General features: G+C 32.8%; 20 protein-coding genes. 9 read left to right on the top strand and 11 right to left on the bottom strand.

The window, feature by feature from the left end; translation table 11 throughout:
- Positions 1-26: 26 nt before the first annotated feature.
- From AB1J10_RS06535 to AB1J10_RS06515, 5 genes are all read right to left on the bottom strand, one after another.
- Positions 27-311 carry a hypothetical protein gene (locus AB1J10_RS06535; RefSeq protein ID WP_071560236.1) on the bottom strand — a complete coding sequence of 95 codons (285 nt, stop codon included), beginning with the start codon at positions 309-311 and terminating at the stop codon, positions 27-29.
- A 124-nt stretch (positions 312-435) separates the two neighbouring features.
- Positions 436-903, bottom strand: a complete 468-nt coding sequence (locus AB1J10_RS06530) for a DUF1641 domain-containing protein (protein WP_019468329.1) — start codon at positions 901-903, stop codon at positions 436-438.
- Positions 903-3857, bottom strand: coding sequence for a formate dehydrogenase subunit alpha (gene fdhF, locus AB1J10_RS06525; protein WP_075100115.1), 2955 nt, complete (start codon positions 3855-3857; stop codon positions 903-905). The genes AB1J10_RS06530 and fdhF overlap by 1 nt, the downstream gene beginning before the upstream one ends.
- A gap of 266 nt (positions 3858-4123) precedes the next feature.
- On the bottom strand, positions 4124-5092 hold the full coding sequence (locus AB1J10_RS06520) for an LCP family glycopolymer transferase (RefSeq protein WP_225792135.1): 969 nt from the start codon (positions 5090-5092) through the stop codon (positions 4124-4126).
- A gap of 113 nt (positions 5093-5205) precedes the next feature.
- Positions 5206-5997 carry an inositol monophosphatase family protein gene (locus AB1J10_RS06515; RefSeq protein WP_107365487.1) on the bottom strand — a complete coding sequence of 264 codons (792 nt, stop codon included), beginning with the start codon at positions 5995-5997 and terminating at the stop codon, positions 5206-5208.
- Positions 5998-6470: 473 nt separating this feature from the next.
- Between AB1J10_RS06515 and AB1J10_RS06510 the strand changes: the two genes are divergently transcribed.
- Entirely contained in the window at positions 6471-7163 is a 693-nt protein-coding gene (locus tag AB1J10_RS06510; RefSeq protein WP_046208482.1) for a helix-turn-helix transcriptional regulator, read from the top strand.
- 32 nt (positions 7164-7195) lie between these two features.
- Here AB1J10_RS06510 and AB1J10_RS06505 read toward each other — a convergent pair whose 3' ends face one another.
- Positions 7196-7927 (bottom strand): CPBP family intramembrane glutamic endopeptidase, encoded by a 732-nt coding sequence (locus tag AB1J10_RS06505; protein WP_070812607.1) that lies wholly within the window; start codon positions 7925-7927, stop codon positions 7196-7198.
- Between the two features lie 116 nt (positions 7928-8043).
- Between AB1J10_RS06505 and AB1J10_RS06500 the strand changes: the two genes are divergently transcribed.
- The 5 genes from AB1J10_RS06500 to AB1J10_RS06480 all read left to right on the top strand — a co-directional run bounded on the left by AB1J10_RS06500 (position 8044) and on the right by AB1J10_RS06480 (position 12776).
- Entirely contained in the window at positions 8044-8373 is a 330-nt protein-coding gene (locus AB1J10_RS06500; RefSeq protein WP_073343883.1) for a hypothetical protein, read from the top strand.
- Between the two features lie 97 nt (positions 8374-8470).
- Complete coding sequence (locus AB1J10_RS06495; RefSeq protein WP_073343886.1) at positions 8471-9520, top strand: MupG family TIM beta-alpha barrel fold protein; 1050 nt, start codon at positions 8471-8473, stop codon at positions 9518-9520.
- A 6-nt stretch (positions 9521-9526) separates the two neighbouring features.
- The gene (gene murQ / locus AB1J10_RS06490; protein WP_046208486.1) at positions 9527-10414 is read left to right on the top strand and encodes an N-acetylmuramic acid 6-phosphate etherase; all 888 of its coding nucleotides are present in this window, start codon (positions 9527-9529) and stop codon (positions 10412-10414) included.
- A 43-nt stretch (positions 10415-10457) separates the two neighbouring features.
- On the top strand, positions 10458-11897 hold the full coding sequence (locus tag AB1J10_RS06485) for a PTS transporter subunit EIIC (protein ID WP_064209356.1): 1440 nt from the start codon (positions 10458-10460) through the stop codon (positions 11895-11897).
- 3 nt (positions 11898-11900) lie between these two features.
- Positions 11901-12776: a MurR/RpiR family transcriptional regulator gene (locus AB1J10_RS06480; protein ID WP_107365325.1), complete on the top strand. Its 876-nt coding sequence runs from the start codon at positions 11901-11903 to the stop codon at positions 12774-12776.
- A 128-nt stretch (positions 12777-12904) separates the two neighbouring features.
- Here AB1J10_RS06480 and AB1J10_RS06475 read toward each other — a convergent pair whose 3' ends face one another.
- Together AB1J10_RS06475 and AB1J10_RS06470 are read right to left on the bottom strand one after the other, a co-directional pair.
- Complete coding sequence (locus tag AB1J10_RS06475) at positions 12905-14344, bottom strand: alkaline phosphatase (RefSeq protein WP_046208489.1); 1440 nt, start codon at positions 14342-14344, stop codon at positions 12905-12907.
- 214 nt (positions 14345-14558) lie between these two features.
- A complete protein-coding gene (locus AB1J10_RS06470; RefSeq protein WP_046208490.1) occupies positions 14559-15947 on the bottom strand; it encodes an amino acid permease in 1389 nt (462 codons plus the stop codon).
- Between the two features lie 309 nt (positions 15948-16256).
- Between AB1J10_RS06470 and AB1J10_RS06465 the strand changes: the two genes are divergently transcribed.
- The 3 genes from AB1J10_RS06465 to AB1J10_RS06455 all read left to right on the top strand — a co-directional run bounded on the left by AB1J10_RS06465 (position 16257) and on the right by AB1J10_RS06455 (position 17740).
- A complete protein-coding gene (locus AB1J10_RS06465) occupies positions 16257-17087 on the top strand; it encodes a formate/nitrite transporter family protein (protein ID WP_107365324.1) in 831 nt (276 codons plus the stop codon).
- Between the two features lie 111 nt (positions 17088-17198).
- A complete protein-coding gene (locus AB1J10_RS06460; RefSeq protein ID WP_046208491.1) occupies positions 17199-17558 on the top strand; it encodes a hypothetical protein in 360 nt (119 codons plus the stop codon).
- Positions 17555-17740, top strand: a complete 186-nt coding sequence (locus AB1J10_RS06455) for a hypothetical protein (protein ID WP_046208492.1) — start codon at positions 17555-17557, stop codon at positions 17738-17740. The genes AB1J10_RS06460 and AB1J10_RS06455 overlap by 4 nt, the downstream gene beginning before the upstream one ends.
- 75 nt (positions 17741-17815) lie before the next feature.
- Here AB1J10_RS06455 and AB1J10_RS06450 read toward each other — a convergent pair whose 3' ends face one another.
- The 3 genes from AB1J10_RS06450 to AB1J10_RS06440 form a co-directional block, all read right to left on the bottom strand.
- Entirely contained in the window at positions 17816-18007 is a 192-nt protein-coding gene (locus AB1J10_RS06450) for a hypothetical protein (protein WP_046208493.1), read from the bottom strand.
- 3 nt (positions 18008-18010) lie between these two features.
- A complete protein-coding gene (locus tag AB1J10_RS06445) occupies positions 18011-18655 on the bottom strand; it encodes an HAD family hydrolase (protein ID WP_107365323.1) in 645 nt (214 codons plus the stop codon).
- A 180-nt stretch (positions 18656-18835) separates the two neighbouring features.
- Positions 18836-19750 carry a bile acid:sodium symporter family protein gene (locus tag AB1J10_RS06440; RefSeq protein WP_107365322.1) on the bottom strand — a complete coding sequence of 305 codons (915 nt, stop codon included), beginning with the start codon at positions 19748-19750 and terminating at the stop codon, positions 18836-18838.
- Between the last annotated feature and the right edge of the window lie 110 nt (positions 19751-19860).

The raw sequence follows: 19860 nt of genomic DNA, 5'->3' as shown, positions 1-19860 counted from the left end.
ATTTTAAAATCTCCCTGCATTGCATTTTATTGAGTCAATGTGAAATAGGCAAAAATAATCGCAATAAGTACAATTATAAAGGAAACATTAATTGCAATACGCATGCCTTTTCGATTTCTAAACAATGTGTTGAAAATCACTAAGCTAATTGCCAATGAAACAACAAACATTGTAATCGCCATCGCAATATTTAAAGTGATTAAAAATATAATACCAATGACTAAAAATACATTTGAAATAATAGCCATGATTTTAATTAATTTCGGATTGATAAGACTCCACTCCTTGTAATCATATTCTAAGTAAATCATTCTGTTTATTGAAATTGTATCATATTTACTTAATTTTCAATATGTCATTTATCATAGCAAAAAAGCCCTCATGTGAATAAAAATTCACAATAAGGGCTTTTTTCATCAATATATACACTTCATTTTATGATCTAGACATGCCTCTGAGCATATTTAACATATAAGTTAAACTACGATTCATTTCGTCATCTCTCAGTACACTCATTAAGCCAGTGATAGATGTTTTTTGGTTTGGACTAGCTTGATTTGCAACACTTAATCCTTTATTTACTTTATTTAACATAATGCTCAAGTCATTGACATTCAAATCACCTAAAAGGAAAACAAGTGATGCCATATTTGTAATCAATCCTGTGTATTGTTCTTTGTTTAATTCAACTGCGAATTTATTAGCGATAACACCTCGACTATTGACCATACCTGATACTGCATCTAGTATCTTAGCATCGTCCAACGTGCTAATAATGTTAATAGCTTTCATGATACTATCTTTATTTGCTGCAATTGCATCTGTTACTTCTGCTAAACTTTCTTGTTTGATTTGTTCTTCAGACTTTTGCATGCGCTTAATTTTCGTTATTCTCTCAGCCATTATTTATTCACCTGACTTCCTGGGAAAGTGTAATCATCACGTTTCCATTTGTCTTCAACACGTACGCTATATTGTGGTTGTCTTTGTTTATCTACTCGGAAGTTTGTAGGGTTTAATGGTGATTTTCCTCTACGTGTTTTAACTTCCATACGACAACTTGTACGCTTATAAGAAGGTGTGTCTGTATCTTTATCCACATCACTGTTCGTCAATAAGTTAATCGCACCTTGATCACCATTTATCATTGCATTGTTATTAAGTGGAATATAAATTTCTTTGCCTTTTACTCTATCAGTGACATGTGCAATTAGTTCAGCTTCACCACTATCTGAAATCAACTTAACTTCTGCCCCTTCATGAATATCTCTTTCTTGTGCTAGTTCTGGAGATACTTCTACGAATGGTTGAGGGACTTTATATGCAAGACCTGGTACTTTATAAGTCATGTTTCCTTCATGGAAATGCTCTAATAAACGACCGTTATTTACATGTAAATCATATTTTTCATTCACTTTAAAGAAATTATCAAAAGTTAAAGGATAGAAATTCGCTTTACCATCTTCAAAGTTAAATCCATCTAAATACAATGTTGGTTGATCCGTGCCATCTTCAGCCACAGGCCATTGTAAACTATTATAACCATCTAATCTGTCATAGTTCACGCCCGAATAAGATGGTGTCAGTTTAGCAATTTCGTCCATAATTTGACTTGGGTGCGTGTAATTCCAATCATAACCTAGTGTTCTAGCTACATCTTGAATAATGACCCAATCTGGTTTAGATTCGCCTTTAGGTTCAAGGGCTTGATATAAACGTTGGATACGGCGTTCAGTATTCGTAAATGTACCTGTTTTCTCTAGTGAAGGACATGCTGGTAAAACTACATCTGCATATGAAGCAGTGAAAGTGAAAAACTCATCTTGTACGACTAAAAAACCAACTTTTTCTAGTGCAGCTTGTACATAGTTGATATTTGAATCAACAATACCTGTATCTTCACCATATAAATACAATGCGTCAATTTCACCTGCGTGAATACCTTCCATCATTTGGTGATTATCTTTACCAGGAACACTCGGTAATGTTTCACCATATTCTCTTTCAAATTTTGCACGAATTTCATCGTCTGCTACTTTTTGGTAACCAGGGAATTGATCAGGCATGCTACCCATGTCACTACATCCTTGTACGTTGTTGTGACCACGAAGCGGATATGCACCAGTACCTGGTTTTCTATAATTGCCTGTTGCTAATAATAAGTTAGAAATTGCTGTAGACGTGTCACTACCAATATCTTGTTGTGTGACACCCATAGCCCACGCAATTGACACTGTTTCAGCATTAACCATTTGATGTGCAAAATCTATGAGTGCTTCTTTTGAAATACCTGTTGTATCTTCGGCAAATTCCATTGTAAATGGTGCTAAAGACTTATGATATTCATCGAAGCCATTTACCCATTCATCTACAAATGCTTTATCATGCAAGTCATTATCTATAATATATTTTGTCACCGCTGATAACCAAACTAAGTCAGTACCAGGTTTAGGTTGATAGAAGTTGTCAGCTCTTTCTGCCATTTCATGTTTACGAATATCAAAAACATTTAATGTGTTGTTATATAATTTATGTCCACGCTTAATGCGAGAAGCAATGACTGGATGTGCTTCAGCAGTATTTGTGCCTATTAAAACAACCATATCAGCAATTTCAAGATCGTTGATTGAACCAGAATCACCACCATGACCTACAGTTCTAAATAATCCCTTTGTCGCAGGTGCTTGACAGTAACGAGAACAGTTATCGACATTATTCGTACCAATTACTTGTCTCGCAAGCTTTTGCATTAAATATGATTCTTCATTAGTTGCTTTTGAAGAAGAAATAAATGCTAGACCATCAGATCCGTGAGAAGCTTTTACTTTGTTAAAGTTTTCAGAAATTACTTGTAATGCTTCATCCCACTCTACTTCTTCGAATTGATTATTTTTACGTACTAATGGTTTAGTTAATCTTTCCTCTGAATCAATGTAATCCCAACCAAACTTACCTTTCACACAAGTTGCAATTTTGTTGGCTGGAGATTCGTGTTGAGGTTGAACTTTCAATACTTCTCTTCCTTTTGTCCATACGTCAAAGGAACAACCAACACCGCAATATGTACATACAGTCTTAGTTTTTTCGATGCGTTCTTCACGCATCGCCGCTTCAGAATCAGATACTGCAAATAGTGGGCCATAGCCTGGTTCTGCTTTTTTAGTTAAGTCAATCATCGCAGCAAGTGAACCTGGCTCTAAATCTGTCATATAGCCTGCGTTTCCTTCCATGTTTACTTCTAACATAGCGTTACAAGGACATACAGTTGCACATTGACCACAACCAACACATGATGAATCGTTAATTGTTGTATCATTATCCCAAATCACGCGTGGTTGTTGACGTTCCCAATCAATCGTTAAAGTTTCATTGACTTGGACGTCTTGACACACTTCTACACATCTTCCACAAAGAATACATTGGTCTGGGTCGTAACGATAGAAAGGTCCATAGTCTTTTTCATATGGTTTTTCCTTATATTCATATGTTTGATGTTCGAGACCCCACTGATCCATTGTATTATGAATCTCACAATCACCATTGTTATAATCACATACTGTACAATAAAGCATGTGTTTTTCTAAAATACGATCTAATGCTTCTTTTTGACTTGTTTGTACATTATCATTTTGTGTATTTACAATCATTGGTCTATCTATCGTCGTACTACAAGCACGTTGCATCACACCGTCTATTTCTACTGTACACGTATCACAAGTTTCAATTGGACCAAGCGATTCGTTATAACATATAGAAGGTACAAACGTATCTTGTGATTTAATAAATTGTAGTAAATTTGTGCCGGGTTCCACAAGATAATCTTTGCCATCTAATGTAATAATTAAATGTTCTTGCATATTATTCACCCCTATTAATTTTATAAAGCCCGTGTTTATGAATCAAAGATGTCTGACAACATTCCATCATAAAAGCCCCACACTTTTTGGTAATGTTATTTATATTGTATATGTAAATCAATAAAATGTTAAGGCTTTCCACTGATTTTTAACTGTTTAATATAAGTTTTAATTTATAGTGTTAAATATTCTCTCTGAAAATTATTATTTTAGTGACAAAAATAAAATACACGCAACCAATACAGTGGTTGCGTGTATTTATTAAATTAGATACCTAAATTATCTTTTATATCGCTTTCTATTTCAGATAATGAACTTTGACTAGGTACAAAATAATATAGACCATCATCTTGTATGCCACCTTGACCTTCTAATTGATGGCGGTGAACATTATCATTTGCATCTTTATAATTACCTCTAACTTTGTTCAACTCACCTAAAGTCAAATCAGTTTTTACATTATCTTCAACGTGATTCATCAACGAGTTAAAATGCGTAACTGAACTGATACTTGTCAATTTGTTGGCAAGACCTTGTATAACTAATTGTTGACGTTCTTGTCTACCAAAGTCGCCGCCAGCGCCTTCTTCTTTACGACTTCTTATAAACGCCATTGCTTCTTTTCCATCCATTCGAGACTTTTGTCCTTCATTAAATTGGAATCCATCATATGAGAAGGTAGCGTTACTAGTGACATCAATACCCCCAACAGTATCTATCATATCTTTCATTCCATCCATGTCTATCGTTGCATAGTGATCTATCGGCACATTCAATAGTTTTTCTACTGATTTCACTGCCATGTCAGGACCACCATACGCGTATGCATGATTTATTTTTTCAGTTGTACCTTTACCTACGATATCTGCTTGAGTATCTCTAGGTATACTCACAATTTCAGTAGATTTCTTCTCTGGGTTGATAGACAACACCATAATCGTATCACTACGCTGTCCTCCGCCATTAGCAGCTCTTTTGGCATCTGAATCTACACCAAATAAAGCAATCGTAAATGGATCTCCATTATTAAGGTTGGCTTCTTTTTCCCTCAAAGATGACTTATCCCTATCCAATGGATTATGTATTGCACCACCGACAGAAAATATTTTAAAACCTAAATACACAACGGCTAAAATTGCTAAAATTAATAATAAACCCAAAAACCACAAAAATACTTTTGCGGGCAACCCCATTTTCTTTTTATTATATTCGTTAGAACGATTCACCTTTTTCATTCTCCATTCTATATTCGATTTTCTATTTCAATTAATTATAGATTATATAGTAAAATTATTTAATGAACATGGTGCTTAAGACCTATTGTTAAATAATTAATATTTTAAAATAATTATTTTTGATACCCAGATCCTGAATTTAGAATCGTCAACATTTCTTTATGACAAGCTTTGTTACTTATAATAAATGGTCCCGCTTTCGCAAAATCTAAAGTTGAATTATTTAACGTCGTCATTGTCAATCCCAATTCTTTAGCGAATAAAAACTGTGCAGCGATATCCCATGGTTTAGGATTTGTATTTACATGTGCGCCAAATTGTCCTAAAATTACGCGCACAGAATCTAAGCCACATGAACCAATGAAACGATATCCAAATGAAGCATCATTTAAATCATGAATCGTATCATCATTCATTACCAAAGTATTAAATGAAATAATCGCGTCTTCTAATTTTAGATCTTCTGGCTGTTGCAATAATTTACCATTCATATATGCGCCTTGGCCCTTGATAGCTTTATAAAGCTTGCCGTGTGGATAATCATAAATGTATGACAACGTAGGTTCACCATCCACAAAGTAGCCTAATATAATGCAATAATCTTCCTGTTGCTTAACTAAATTTGTAGTACCATCAATCGGATCCATGACCCATACATGACCCTTTTTTGCTTGAATACCTTCATTCGATTTTTCTTCCGCAAAAAGTTGGTGATTTGGAAAATGTTGCTGTAAAAATTGCTCAAAATTTTGTTGAATAGATTTATCTACATTAGTCACTAAATCAAATCGATTTTTTTTCGTTGAAGTAACCATTTGTTTTATTAATTGTGGGATAATATCATCTAATGTTGTTAACCAATCTCTAACTAAATTATCTATATCTAATAATGTTTCTTTATTCATTTGCGACCTCCTCTTTAAGCGAATCACTAAATTTTTTCATTTTAATTATTTCATATGTATAATTTGTTTTATTTTATCATATAAATATAATTACGGTAACAAACTATTCGATTCACTATCGTCCGATAAATGATTTCATTATTCTATACCGATAAGTATGATATTCAATAAAATGATAAGAGGCTGAGACAATTTAATTGCCCCAGCCTCTTATAGAAAGGAAAGTAAGTAATAAATATTGAAGATGTTTGCTTAGTAACTCGTACGAAAAAGATGTTAACAAAACTATATGTAATAGCCTACCCCTTTGTCATCTTTTCGCTACCCCCTTGTTACTAATTATTATACTAACATAAACAACTAAAAAATGTAAGCGTTTTCTATAACTTTTTTTAAAACTTTATAAATGTCGTCATTGTCACTTTTATGCTATAATGAATGTAATATGTAATCATTTGGGAGGTGACTTTCTAATGAATAAACGCGAAAGGCAAAATAAATTGGTACAAGCCATACAACAAAATAAGCAAATTACCGCTTCAGAACTCGCGACAGACTTAAATGTATCGAAACGTACAATTTTAAGAGATATTCAAGATTTAGAAGATCAGGGAGTAAAAATTCTAGCAAAACATGGAAAATTAGGTGGTTATCAACTCCAAGAGACGCCAAATAGTTATGAGCTCGAATTAACTGATAAACAACTCACCGCTTTATTCTTGGTATTGAATGAAAGTCAATCATATACTACACTTCCATATAAAGAAGAGATAAACGCAATTATTAAAAAATGTTTAAATTTACCTTATACGAAAATGAGACGGGCGCTTAAAAAGCTAGACCGATATATTAAATTCAATCAACAAACACATGTTGACTTGCCGCCCATTTTTTCAGAAGTCTTAATCTATTGTACCGAAAGAAATGTGATGGCTATGGAGTATAATAAAAATAATGAGATTATGACTGAAAATGTAATTTTTATAGGCTTATTATGTACAGACGGATTATGGAAAGCAGTTATTTTTGAAATTGGTCTCGGTAAAACTAATGAAATACCTATTGTTGATATCCATGATATTTCATATTCATTTGAGAAAAAAATAAAAACACAAGATATTACTATCAATAACTATCAACAATTTTTAAATCCCACTGAGTCCTAAAAAACTCAGTGGGATTTTTTCAACCTTGTCCATTATGTATATAACGTAATTAGCGTAAAAACAAATGAGATTAAATTATTGAGCATATGAATACTTACACTTGCAATGAGTTTAAAACCTGATTTGATGTATGCATAGACCATAGCAATCGCTAAAATTAAATAACTTCCTATTTCTAATGGAGATTCTGCTCCCATCACATGCATTAGTGAAAATAGAATGGCTGAAATAACCCCCATAACAATAGCATTAAATTTCTTCCCTAATTCACCTATCAGTAAATGTCTAAAAAATATTTCCTCCACTAATGGTGCACCAATTACAATTAACAAAAAAGTAAACGGTAAAAATGACGGCTGATCAAATAAATTCATTAGTTCTAATTCATTTTGAGTTTCATTAAACCCAATACCATTGGGTAACATTTGCATCACCATGTTATAAATTCCACTACAAACCATCATAACAATCGTCACGATGATAAGAAATAAATAATGCTGCTTTATAAATGCTATATTTCTCTTCAAATTTATTTTAAAATCCTTGGTATGTAAAAAATAAAAGCTAAACACAGTAACTACATATGATAGCAGTTGTACAACCACACTTATTTTGATCACTATCTTTTCTGTTAAATGATCTACAAAAATAAAACTAAATAAAATACCAATCACTGTAAAAACAATCATACTTACAATTAAAATCGCAATAAGGAAAAAGTCTTTCCATACAATATCTTTAAAACGATATTTTGTTTTTTCCATTTTTTAATAGCCCCTTTAAGTTCATTTTTAATTTTATAGTGTATATCCTACCATGCTTAACAAAATCAGAAAATCATATTCATCATTTTAAATTTTTTTAAGAAAGGATGCATTTTATGTATAATTTAGAATTTCATCAACTCGCTCAACGCATTAACCAACTATTAAACTTAATTGAAACTTATAAGTTTGCTATCGTTACTCAAAATAAAAAGAAAGCACAGTACAAACAAGATATCCAACAGTTTATTAAAGACGAACTTATCGTGTTTTCAGACATCAGCTTACAACGATTTTCTTTACCCCATTATAATTATTACCAATTCCTTTTAATCCATGACACCAACCCCATTGAAGAACTCACTATTGGAAATACAATTAAGTACCTCGATACCTTACAAAATCAATTATTGGAAACACAAAGGTTATTACAAGCGTTTTTGTAATAATATTTCAAAATGAGATTTTTTTAAAATTAAAATTGTAATACTTTTTCATGTGTTGTAAAATGAAATCGATTACAGCAATATAGGAGTGATAACAATGCATGGCTTTTCTATTTATTTAGGACAACCCATTGATAAATCATATATTAGACGAATGATTGCTTTGGGATATACGACCATTTTCACATCTGTACAAATTCCAGAGGAAGACGAAACATCTAAATATCGCTATTTGGGAGAACTTTTAAATTATTTATCAGACGAACAACTTACGTATATGATTGATATCAATCCTTCATTGCTGGATCAATCTTTTTATGAATTCTTGCAATCATATCATCATGCGCAATTTATGATTCGTATTGATCACAGTACTTCTATAGAAATTATTAATGACATTATCCAACATGGTTTTCACTGTTGCTTAAATGCCAGTATACTTTCTGAATCACTACTTCAACAGCTTTATGAAAAACTAGATGATTTTACACACTTATGCTATTGCCATAACTATTATCCACGGCCAGATACAGGTCTAACAACTGAATTTGTTCATATTCAAAACTCACTAATTTTAAACTATAATCCAAACGCAACGATCTTCGGTTTTATTCCAGGCACTACAAAACGTGGCCCCCTTTTTAAAGGTTTACCAACCATAGAATCAACGAGAGCACAACACCCTATCGAAAGTGCACAGCTATTATTAGATCATCTGACAACACAAATTTTGATTGGTGATACTAAAATTAGCGCACCACTAGACGAACAATTAATGAACGTATTATGTCATAGAACTTTCACACTCACAATTGATTTATTAGATATTCAAGCAACTAAGATATTACAGCAACCTCACACTGTACGACCAGACAACCCACAAGATGTAATTCGCTCACAAGAAGCTAGACACTATTGTACAAGTGAAATTAATACTTATAATACAACAGTTCGAAACACTGGTACAGTTACCATCGATAATAAACTGAACGGACGTTATCAAGGAGAATTACAACTTTTGAAAACTGACTTACCAGCGCATCCTCACATTAATGTTATAGGTGAAATTTGTGAAGCTGAGCGCAGTTTGATTCGTTGTATGAAGCCCAATGATACATTTAAATTTATTATAAAAACAAGGGAGTAGAAATTTATGAGTGATTTAACTACTGAATCTAGAAATAAAGCGACAATGCATTTAGATGAGATGTCTATAACAGAAATTCTTAAAACAATGAATGATGAAGATCAAAAAGTCCCACAACAAATTAGAAAAGTCATACCAGACTTGACTAAAGTCATAGAAATCACTACAAAACAATTTAGAGCTGGTGGTCGAATTATTTATATCGGTGCTGGAACAAGTGGAAGGTTGGGGGTGCTTGATGCTGCTGAATGTGTGCCCACATTCAATACGTCTCCAGATGAAGTCATTGGATTAATTGCAGGTGGACAAAGAGCCATGACTGTTGCTGTTGAAGGTGCTGAAGATAGTACCTCCTTGGCTGAAGAAGATTTACATCATATTCACCTGAATGAAAAAGACGTTTTAATCGGTATTGCTGCTAGTGGTAATACACCTTATGTTATCGGCGGATTAAAGTATGCGAATCACATTGGTGCACATACTGTTTCAATTTCATGCAATTCAAACACTAAAATAAGTAGCATAGCTAAAAATGCAATTGAAGTTAATGTAGGTCCTGAAGTCTTAACAGGTTCTACAAGATTAAAATCTGGAACAGCTCAGAAATTAATGCTTAATATGATTTCAACAATCACAATGGTTGGCGCCGGTAAAGTTTATGATAACCTCATGGTTGATGTAAAAGCTACAAATCAAAAATTAATTGACCGTTCCATACGCATTATACAAGATATCTGCGACATTTCTTATCAACAATCTGAAAAACTATATCATGCTGCAGATCATAACCTTAAAGTTGCTATCGTTATGCATATGTGTGATACATCAAAAGCAGATGCACAACAACGTTTAGAAAAAAATAATCACATCGTTAAGCAAGCAATCAAAAATTAAACCAAATACTTAAAATAATTTATGTATATAGGAGGGTTTTATGATGTCTAAAGAACAAAAACTTGCAGAAAGTATTGTAAATGCAGTTGGCGGTTTAGAGAACATGGAAAATGTTATAAATTGCATGACGCGTGTAAGAATTAAGGTGCACGATGAAAATAAAGTTAACTATGATAAATTAAAATCGACAGAAGGTGTAATGGGCGTGGTCAAAGATGACCGTGTACAAGTAGTCGTTGGACCTGGCACAGTTAATAAGGTAGCTGCTCATATATCTGAAATGAGTGGTGTACGTTTAGGTGAAACCATCCCTCACCAAACTAAAGATTATAAAGCAGAAACTGAAGCAAGAGCCAAAGAAAACAAAGCCGCTTTTCAAAGTAAACAAAAACGTGGCAAATTCAATAAATTATTAAAAACAATCGCTAATATATTCATCCCATTGATTCCAGCATTTATTGGTGCAGGTTTAATCGGTGGTATTGCTGCAGTTTTAAGCAACTTACTAGCTGCAGAGGTCATATCTGGCTCATGGATTACGCAACTTGTTACTGTTTTTAACGTAATTAAAGATGGTATGTTAGCATATTTAGCCATTTTCACTGGTATCAATGCTGCTAAAGAATTTGGTGCAACACCAGGTTTAGGTGGTGTTATTGGAGGAACAACATTACTAACAGGATTAACAGAAGAAAATATGATCACTAATATTTTTACAGGCGAACCTTTACAAGCAGGGCAAGGTGGTATTATCGGTGTTATCTTTGCTGTTTGGTTATTGAGTCTCGTAGAAAAGAGATTACATAAGATTGTACCAAATGCCATTGATATTATCGTAACACCCACGATTACTTTATTTGTTATCGGATTATCAACAATCTTTATCATTATGCCTTTAGCTGGTTTTGTTTCTGACGGTTTAGTATCCGTAGTGAATGGTGTTATTAATATTGGTGGCGTCTTTAGTGGCTTTATTATTGGTGCTTTCTTCCTACCATTAGTTATGTTAGGATTACATCATATATTTACGCCTATTCATATTGAGATGATCAATCAATCTGGTGCTACTTACTTACTACCAATTGCTGCTATGGCAGGTGCAGGACAAGTTGGTGCCGCATTAGCGCTTTGGGTAAGATGTAAGAAAAATACTACTTTGAGAAATGCAATTAAAGGTGCACTGCCTGTCGGTTTCCTTGGTATTGGCGAGCCCTTGATTTATGGGGTCACGTTACCTCTTGGTAGACCATTCTTTACCGCATGTATTGGTGGCGGTATTGGCGGTGCAGTGGTTGGTGGTATTGGACACATCGGTGCTACCGCTATTGGACCGAGTGGTATTTCATTGTTACCTTTGATTTCAGATCATATGTACTTAGGATACATTGCAGGATTAATCGCTGCTTACATCGGTGGTTTCCTCTTCACCTTCTTTTTAGGTACAACAAAATCAATGAGAGAATCTGATAACTTAGGTGGTTAAACTATGACCAACGTACTTTATAAAATTGATAATATATATGAAACTTTTACAAAAAGTGAAAAAAAAATTGCTGATTTTATTTTAAACGAACCTCATCGTATCATTAATATGTCTGTCCAAGACCTTTCAAATGAAATTAATACAAGTACAGCATCCATTGTACGTTTTAGCAAGAAAATAACAGAAAAAGGGTTTCAAGAACTTAAAATTACAATTTCACGTTATTTGCCTGAAGATGCAATCAACAATAATCATATGGAATTAATTGATAATGAATCCGTCGATATTATCAAGTCTAAAATGTTAGCCCGAGCAACAGATACAATGAGTTGTGTTGCTTCACAAATTGAACAAAATCACATCGATGACATCTGTGACACATTAAAACATGCGCGTACCATATTTTTATTTGGTTATGGGGCATCACTCGTTATTGTTACAGATTTATATCAAAAATTATCTCGGATTGGTTTAAATGTGCGCTTAATACAAGAAACGCATTTATTAATGACTACCATGGCTACTCATGATGAACAAGATTGTATTATTTTTGTAACCAACCAAGGTAGTCATAGTGAAATGCAATCTATGGCAAAAGTTGCAACTGACTATAATATACCTATCATCACGATTTCAAGCTCGAACAATAATCCTGTAGCTAAAATTTCTGATTATACTTTAATTTATGGTCAAACTGATGAGAATGAACTACGCATGGCCGCAACAACATCATTGTTTGCACAACTTTTTACGGTAGATATTCTTTATTATCGATTTATTGCTTTAAATTATCAACGTTCGTTAGACTCAATCACACAGTCTAAAATGGCACTTGATAATTATCGTAAACATTTGTCTAAAATCCAGTTTAAACACTAAATCATTGCTGCCATCACTTTTTAAATAACATCATAAACGAGAACGACATAGAAATCGCATTTTGATAAAGGATTTCTATGTCGTTCTCGTTTTTAATCTATCGCTAACACTATTTATTTGTTAGTTGTTTACTTTACATCATTTTGAAAAAAGTCGAAAATATTTTTGGCATTATCAGTATTATCAATATTTCCTTTGAATTTATCACTACCAGGGCCATATGCATAAGTATTTACATCTTCTCCTGTATGACCATTAGTAGTCCAACCAGTATTTGATTTGTCATTAATTGGTTTTTGTACAGCATCTTGAACCTTTTGTAATTGACTTTCATATGCTTTTTCATCTTTTTTAAGATCTTTAAGTTTTTTAGCTTCATCTTTTATTTTATTCATTTGATCTTCTGAAACTTCAAAACCGTAACCATCTTTAATGACTTTCTCCACATTTTTGCCTTTGCTAATTTCTTCAGTCATATATTTACCTGAATGTTTCATTTGGTGAATGGCGTCTGGGTTCCAAACGTAATCTTTACCTTTCGCAATAGACATACCACCTGTAGAATGATCTGCAGTAGCTACCACAAGTGTATCTGGATTTTCTTTTGCATAATTCATAGCATATTCAAATGATTTTTCAAATCCAGACATTTCTGACATTACCCCAGTTACATCATTTGGATGCCCTGATTTATCTATAGAAGCGCCCTCAACCATTAAAAAGAATCCTTTGTCGTTTTGTTTTAATTTATTTACGGCACTATCAGTCATATCCACTAATTTTGGATTTTTGTCTGGTGCGTCTATCTGTAATGGCATATCATTATCTGCAAATAATCCTAATACTTGTTTACTTTTGGAATTTTGTAGTTCATTTTTATTTGTAACCACATCGTAACCATCTTTTTTAAATTTGTTTTTTAAATTGCCATTGTCTTTGCCAAAATACTCAGCACCACCACCTAGTAGTACATCGACTTTATGCTTGCCATTAATTTTATCATTGTAAAATTGTTTAGCAATTTCATCCTTTTTATCACGATCATCAACGTGTGATGCGTATGCAGCAGGCGTAGCATCTGTAATTTCAGCCGTAGATACGAGACCAGTTGATTTACCATTTTCTTTAGCTTGTTCTAATACTGTTTTAACATTATTTTTATTAGCATCGACGCCTATAGCTCCATTATACGTTTTTTGTCCTGAACTAAATGCGGTTGCACCAGCTGCTGAATCAGTAACATTTTCTTTTGGATCATTAGGGTTTGTACGTTGACTCCCTATTAGATATTTATCAAAAGCGGTCTGATCCATTTCTTTAGTATCTGGATTATCTGCAAAATAACGATAAGCAGAATTATACGAAGGTCCCATACCGTCACCGACTAAAAAGATAACGTTTTTAGGATTTTTTGTATTACCCATATAAGCTACATCAGCATTCTGATTTGAATCTTTAGACTCATCTTTTTTCCCTGCAGCATAAGTCCCTTGTACACTCCCTAATGATGAACCGGCAATGATTGTCCCTGCAATCGTAGCAGTAGCTAGTTTATTAAGTATTTTCATATAATAACTCCTTTAGATATGTATTATGACCTCAACTTTATTCTAAAGCACGAGTTTTGAGTGAGTATTTTTCTATTGTTAAATTTTTGTAAAAGCATTTATGTAAGTGTACCAACGTAATGACGGATATACAAAAAAGTCATAAATGATACAAAAAAATGTATCATTTATGACTACTTAATATTGCTGACAAATTGATGTGTTATTATATTTTTTAAAGTTGCTGATCATCACTTAATTTATGATAGCCTTTTAGATAATAGAACAATGTCATAAAACCTAAGAACACGATACCAATAACAACTGAAACAACTGTTTCTTTATTAAATAACATGCCGATTAACACCATGATAAAGAACGCCATTGTAATATAATTTGTTATTGCGCCGCCTGGCATTTTAAAAGGATGATTTTTGAGTTCTTCGCTGTGATTTTTTCTGAATCTTAAATGACTAATTAATATCATAAACCACGGTACCATACCTGGTAAAATCGAGGCACTGTATACGTAAACAAAAATACTATCTGCCCCTTTAATAAATAAAGGCAAAATAACATTTAATAACGCACCAACTAAAATACCAATTGCTATTGCAGTAACCGTCCAAATAGGAACACCATTTTTCATAACTTTACGGAAAAATTTAGGTAACATGCCCTTTTGAGATAAGTTCAACGTCATTCGACTAGCGCTAAATATACCAGAATTACATCCTGACATCGCTGCAGTCAAAACTACAAAGTTAATGAGTCCAGCAGCAAATGTAATACCCACTTTTGCAAATGTTGCAACAAATGGACTGCCAATGTTTCCTAATTCATCCCAAGGATAAACAGTTACAATAACGAAAATGGCTCCGATATAGAAAATTAATATACGCCATATAACACCATTAACCGCACTTTTAATATTTTTTTGTGGATCTTTCGTTTCACCAGCAGTAATACCGATTAATTCAACACCTTGATAAGAACCAATTACAATAGAAAGTGCGAAGAAGAAACCAATCCAACCATTAGGCATAAAGCCACCATGTGACCATAAATTAGAAAGACCTATAGCCTCTCCACCATTACCAAGTCCAAAGAAAATCAAACCGAACCCTGCAATAATCATCAAGATAATAGTTACTACTTTTATCATTGCAAACCAAAATTCAAATTCACCAAAAGCTTTAACTGATACTAAGTTAGCACCAGCCAACAATAATACAACTATAATACCTGGTATCCATTGTGGTAAATCAGGAAACCAATAATTCATATATTCTCCAACGGCGATAACCTCACTCATACCTACAACAACCCATTGGAAAATATTACTCCATGCTGTCAGATAACCAGCAACTGGATTTATGTAATCACTTGCAAAGTTTGCAAAAGAACCTGAAGTCGGGTGTAAATATACCATTTCCCCCATAGCTCTCATCACTAAAAATAAAAACAGCCCAGCTATTAAATAGGCAAATATTACTGAAGGCCCTGTCCATTTAATCGTACTTGTCGCCCCCATAAAGAGTCCGACACCAATCGTTCCACCAAGTGCTATCATCCGCATTTGACGTGCACCTAGTCCCCTTTGTAATTCGTTATTCTCATTCATCATTCAAACCCCATCTCATTCAAATATAAGTGAAAATAATTCACTTATTATGACGCTATTATACTATAAATTCTAAAAATTAAAACAATTATTTTTCATTTATGTAAGCCCTTACATATGTTTTTATTTTAGATTACTTTTAGAGAAAACGCAATGTAAATTTTCACTTCAATATGATAGAGAGCAATTAAATACTATATTTAGTTAATTGAGTATCACTATTTAATTATGATTATTTTGTGAATTATTTCACAAAAACACTGTAACATAGTATACTATTTTTAATTAATAGAAAGTGAGGATAAAGTTTTGAACGAAAAAAATATTAAATGGGATAAAGTTTTTTATGGTAAAGCGTGGGTTCATCATGTCGTAGAGACAATTCGTGCCAAAGATATTTTACAAAGTTTTTATTTAAAACGTTATCTATTACGTGCCATTATGGCTGGTTTTATCTTAGGTGTGATTACAGTTTTTGTATTGCTCATTAAAGCTTCATTTGCCTCTGATCTTCCAATGGGTGTTGCAAATTTAGTCGGGGCAATTGCATTTAGTTTTGCTTTAGTGTTAATACTTTTTACAAATTCCGAATTATTAACGAGTAACTTTATGTATTTTACAGTTGGACTGTATTATCGCGTCATTTCGCCAATCCGCGTTTTTAAAATATTTGTACTCTGTTTTATTGGTAATGCCTTAGGTGGATTGGTGTTCTTCTTATTGATTCGTTCCTCAGACATTATGACACCTGAGATGATGCAACAATTAGAAGCTACAATTGATCATAAAACACTAACGGCAGGTTTTGTTGCCATTCTTATAAAAGGTATTTTTGCTAATTTCTTTATAAATATATCGCTTGTCATAGCTATGCAAATTGATGATGTTTTGGCAAAAATGTTTGTCATGATGTTTGGTGTATCCATTTTCGCATTTATGGGTTACGAACACGTTGTTTATAATACCGTATTATTCGCAGGTGGAGTCGTTTACCAAAGTGATGTACTTTCAGCCATGCCTGCTTTAATCAATTTGCTGGGGGCAGGTATCGGCAATTATATCGGAGGCGGTTTAGTAATAGGCTTGTTCTATGCTTATTTAAACGACCATAAGCAATATCAAAAAAGTAAAGTACAATGACTACAACTTGCGTTATTGTAATGATGAGCTAGAGTCTAACGTTCATGAAGTTATAGTTCCTAATTTTATATGATATAATGCTCAATAGATTTTATTATAAAGGAGTTCAATATGAATAAACATCTATTGAAACGTACAATCACAGTTTCAATTATATTTGGTATATTATTTTTCCTAATCAATTATTTTAGCGATAGTGATGTTTCTGCCGGAAATTTAATGCTAAAAAGTTTACTAACGATTGTTGTATTTGGGATACTATATTACTTAATTTTTACTATTGTAAATTCACCAGAGCGAAAATATAAATTTGGTATTACATTACCTATTTCACTACTAATTGCAATCATAATCAGCGCTATGTTTTCTGCTTTAAAAATCGGTATCATAACCGGATTGATTATTGGTATCATTGCAGGGTATATCTGGGAATATATCGATACTCATAAAAATGGTGGTGATAAATCATGAGTATTTTCATTGGTATTGTTGTTATCATTTTACTAAGTGTAAGTTTAATCCCTAATTTAAAAGCTGTAAAAAAATCTAAAGCTGCTGGAGAAAAAAATCCACGTTTTGCAATTATGGTAGGTATTGATTCTATATTACTTGTATTAGTTATTGTGACACTAATACTTCAATTTTTAAAATAGACTATCATTTTTCATTTCGATATTATAAAACCCCTTATTGAAGCATTTTCCAATGTCAAAATAAGGGGTTTTATATTAAAATTGATTTTGTAAAATAAGATAATATAAGGCCAAAGCTCCCAATAAGTAAATAAGACTTCCAACCATAAATGACCGGAATTGTATTTTTAAGGGGACTTTTTTATTAAAAATAGGTCCTAAAACTAAATTTCCTATTGCTAAAACAATTGGGCCTCCTAAAAAAAATAAAATTAAATAACCATTCATACGTTAGCCTCTACTTTTTTCAAAATATTTTTCAATGATAGCTGTACCTGATATGTCTTTATCTAAATATACTATGTTACTAAAATCTTGTTTTTCCGTCATATCATTCGTATTTACAATAACATCTAAACCAGCATTCACCGCTGCAGTTGCCCCATTGACTGAGTCTTCTATAGCTAAACAATTAACAGGATTATAGTTTAATCTTTGAACTGCTGTTAAATATAGTTCGGGACTTGGCTTTATTTCTTCTACATCCTCTCGTCCAACAACAACATCAATATACGCATCTAATCCTAATTGATCAAACGTTGGTTGAATATCGTTTCTAAAACTACTTGTCGCAATAGCCATGGGTATATGGCGCACTTTACAATAATCCATAAGTTGTTTCATATGTGTAACTATCGGTAAATGTATACTCGTTTCATTATGCTCTTGATATATTTTTTCTTTACGTTCTTGTCCTAGTTGGTCTTCTAGATACTGATGCAAATCTGAAGCCAATCCCCCAATAGATTGACGATAAAAATCTAAACTAACTTCTTCCAAACCATAATGATTTAAATGTTTATTTATTATTTCAAACAAGTGCTTTTCTGTATCTATAATTGTACCATCAAAATCAAATATCACAGCACGATACATACATTTCCCCTCCTATAATTTAACAAAATTGAATCAAATTATTGTCAGTGTATCATATTTTATACTTCTCTAGCCTATCAAAGACAGAGATAATATAAACTAAGAGAAAAACACGAAAAAATTAATGTTTTCCTCTTAGTTTAGAACTTCATATTAATTTTATCTTAAAATCAATGATACTTACCTTTTATTCCAGTATTTTGCAAGTATTGGACCTGTAATATTATGTATTAAGCTGAACACGGCTCCCGGAACTGCAGATAATGGGTTAAAATGTACTGTAGCTAAAGAAACTGCTAGCCCTGAATTTTGCATACCTACCTCTATCGATACTGCCTTTTTGTCCGGTCGGTCTAATTTTAGGATTTTGGCAAATGTATAACCGAGTATATAGCCAATCAAATTATGAAGAATGACAACCGCAAAAATAAGCAATCCTGTGGCTAAAATTTGTGCTTTACTACTACCAACTACAGATGCAAGTATTAATGAAATAGCTACAACGGAAACGATTGGTAATGCAGTGGCAGTCTTGTCAGCAAATGTCTTGAACAGTTTTTGCAGTACAAACCCAATGATTATTGGTATTAAAATCACTTGAACGACTGACCAAAACATACTGATAAATGAAACTTGTAACCATTCATGCGCAAATAAATATATTAAAGCTGGTGTTAACAATGGTGCTAGTAATGTTGAAACACTTGTGATAGCTACTGACAATGCAACATTTGCATTTGCTAAGTAACTCATAACGTTACTAGATGTACCACCTGGACAACATCCAACTAAAATCACACCAATTGCAATTTCTGGAGGCAAATGAAACAGTTTAACAATTAAAAATGCACTTAAAGGCATAATCGTATACTGCAAAACCACACCAATGATTACAGATCTAGGTGCTTGAAATATGATTTTAAAATCTTTGGGGTCTATGGTTAATCCCATACCTAGCATAACAATTCCTAGTAAATAAGGTACCCAATTACTTAAAGTAGAAAGTTGCATTGGAAATATAAAACCAATGACAGCTGCAATAAGCATCCATACTAAGAACGTATTCGTTGCAAACTTACTTACTTTTGATAACATCTAAAACACTTCCCTCTCTGTATTAATAAAGAAGAATGTATCATATTTTGAACATCTAAACAACAGAATTTTCTAAATATTTCGACTTTAAAACCTTAGGAATTTCCAAA

The sequence above is a fragment of the Staphylococcus cohnii species complex 1663 genome, from assembly GCF_041008415.1.
GTDB classification, from domain to species: Bacteria; Bacillota; Bacilli; order Staphylococcales; family Staphylococcaceae; genus Staphylococcus; species Staphylococcus ureilyticus.
This window is presented reverse-complemented; position numbering and strand designations above follow the sequence as displayed.

Excerpts from the sequence above, each read along its gene's own strand:
- AB1J10_RS06460 (WP_046208491.1), top strand. The coding sequence starts at position 17,199 with ATGAATAAACATCTATTGAAACGTACAATCACAGTTTCAATTATATTT.
- AB1J10_RS06505 (WP_070812607.1), bottom strand. The coding sequence starts at position 7,927 with ATGGAAAAAACAAAATATCGTTTTAAAGATATTGTATGGAAAGACTTT.
- AB1J10_RS06530 (WP_019468329.1), bottom strand. The coding sequence starts at position 903 with ATGGCTGAGAGAATAACGAAAATTAAGCGCATGCAAAAGTCTGAAGAA.
- murQ (WP_046208486.1), top strand. The coding sequence starts at position 9,527 with ATGAGTGATTTAACTACTGAATCTAGAAATAAAGCGACAATGCATTTA.
- AB1J10_RS06510 (WP_046208482.1), top strand. The coding sequence starts at position 6,471 with ATGAATAAACGCGAAAGGCAAAATAAATTGGTACAAGCCATACAACAA.
- AB1J10_RS06455 (WP_046208492.1), top strand. The coding sequence starts at position 17,555 with ATGAGTATTTTCATTGGTATTGTTGTTATCATTTTACTAAGTGTAAGT.
- AB1J10_RS06520 (WP_225792135.1), bottom strand. The coding sequence starts at position 5,092 with ATGAAAAAGGTGAATCGTTCTAACGAATATAATAAAAAGAAAATGGGG.
- AB1J10_RS06485 (WP_064209356.1), top strand. The coding sequence starts at position 10,458 with ATGTCTAAAGAACAAAAACTTGCAGAAAGTATTGTAAATGCAGTTGGC.
- AB1J10_RS06515 (WP_107365487.1), bottom strand. The coding sequence starts at position 5,997 with ATGAATAAAGAAACATTATTAGATATAGATAATTTAGTTAGAGATTGG.
- AB1J10_RS06450 (WP_046208493.1), bottom strand. The coding sequence starts at position 18,007 with ATGAATGGTTATTTAATTTTATTTTTTTTAGGAGGCCCAATTGTTTTA.
- AB1J10_RS06475 (WP_046208489.1), bottom strand. The coding sequence starts at position 14,344 with ATGAAAATACTTAATAAACTAGCTACTGCTACGATTGCAGGGACAATC.
- AB1J10_RS06440 (WP_107365322.1), bottom strand. The coding sequence starts at position 19,750 with ATGTTATCAAAAGTAAGTAAGTTTGCAACGAATACGTTCTTAGTATGG.
- AB1J10_RS06535 (WP_071560236.1), bottom strand. The coding sequence starts at position 311 with ATGATTTACTTAGAATATGATTACAAGGAGTGGAGTCTTATCAATCCG.
- fdhF (WP_075100115.1), bottom strand. The coding sequence starts at position 3,857 with ATGCAAGAACATTTAATTATTACATTAGATGGCAAAGATTATCTTGTG.
- AB1J10_RS06445 (WP_107365323.1), bottom strand. The coding sequence starts at position 18,655 with ATGTATCGTGCTGTGATATTTGATTTTGATGGTACAATTATAGATACA.
- AB1J10_RS06500 (WP_073343883.1), top strand. The coding sequence starts at position 8,044 with ATGTATAATTTAGAATTTCATCAACTCGCTCAACGCATTAACCAACTA.
- AB1J10_RS06470 (WP_046208490.1), bottom strand. The coding sequence starts at position 15,947 with ATGAATGAGAATAACGAATTACAAAGGGGACTAGGTGCACGTCAAATG.
- AB1J10_RS06495 (WP_073343886.1), top strand. The coding sequence starts at position 8,471 with ATGCATGGCTTTTCTATTTATTTAGGACAACCCATTGATAAATCATAT.
- AB1J10_RS06480 (WP_107365325.1), top strand. The coding sequence starts at position 11,901 with ATGACCAACGTACTTTATAAAATTGATAATATATATGAAACTTTTACA.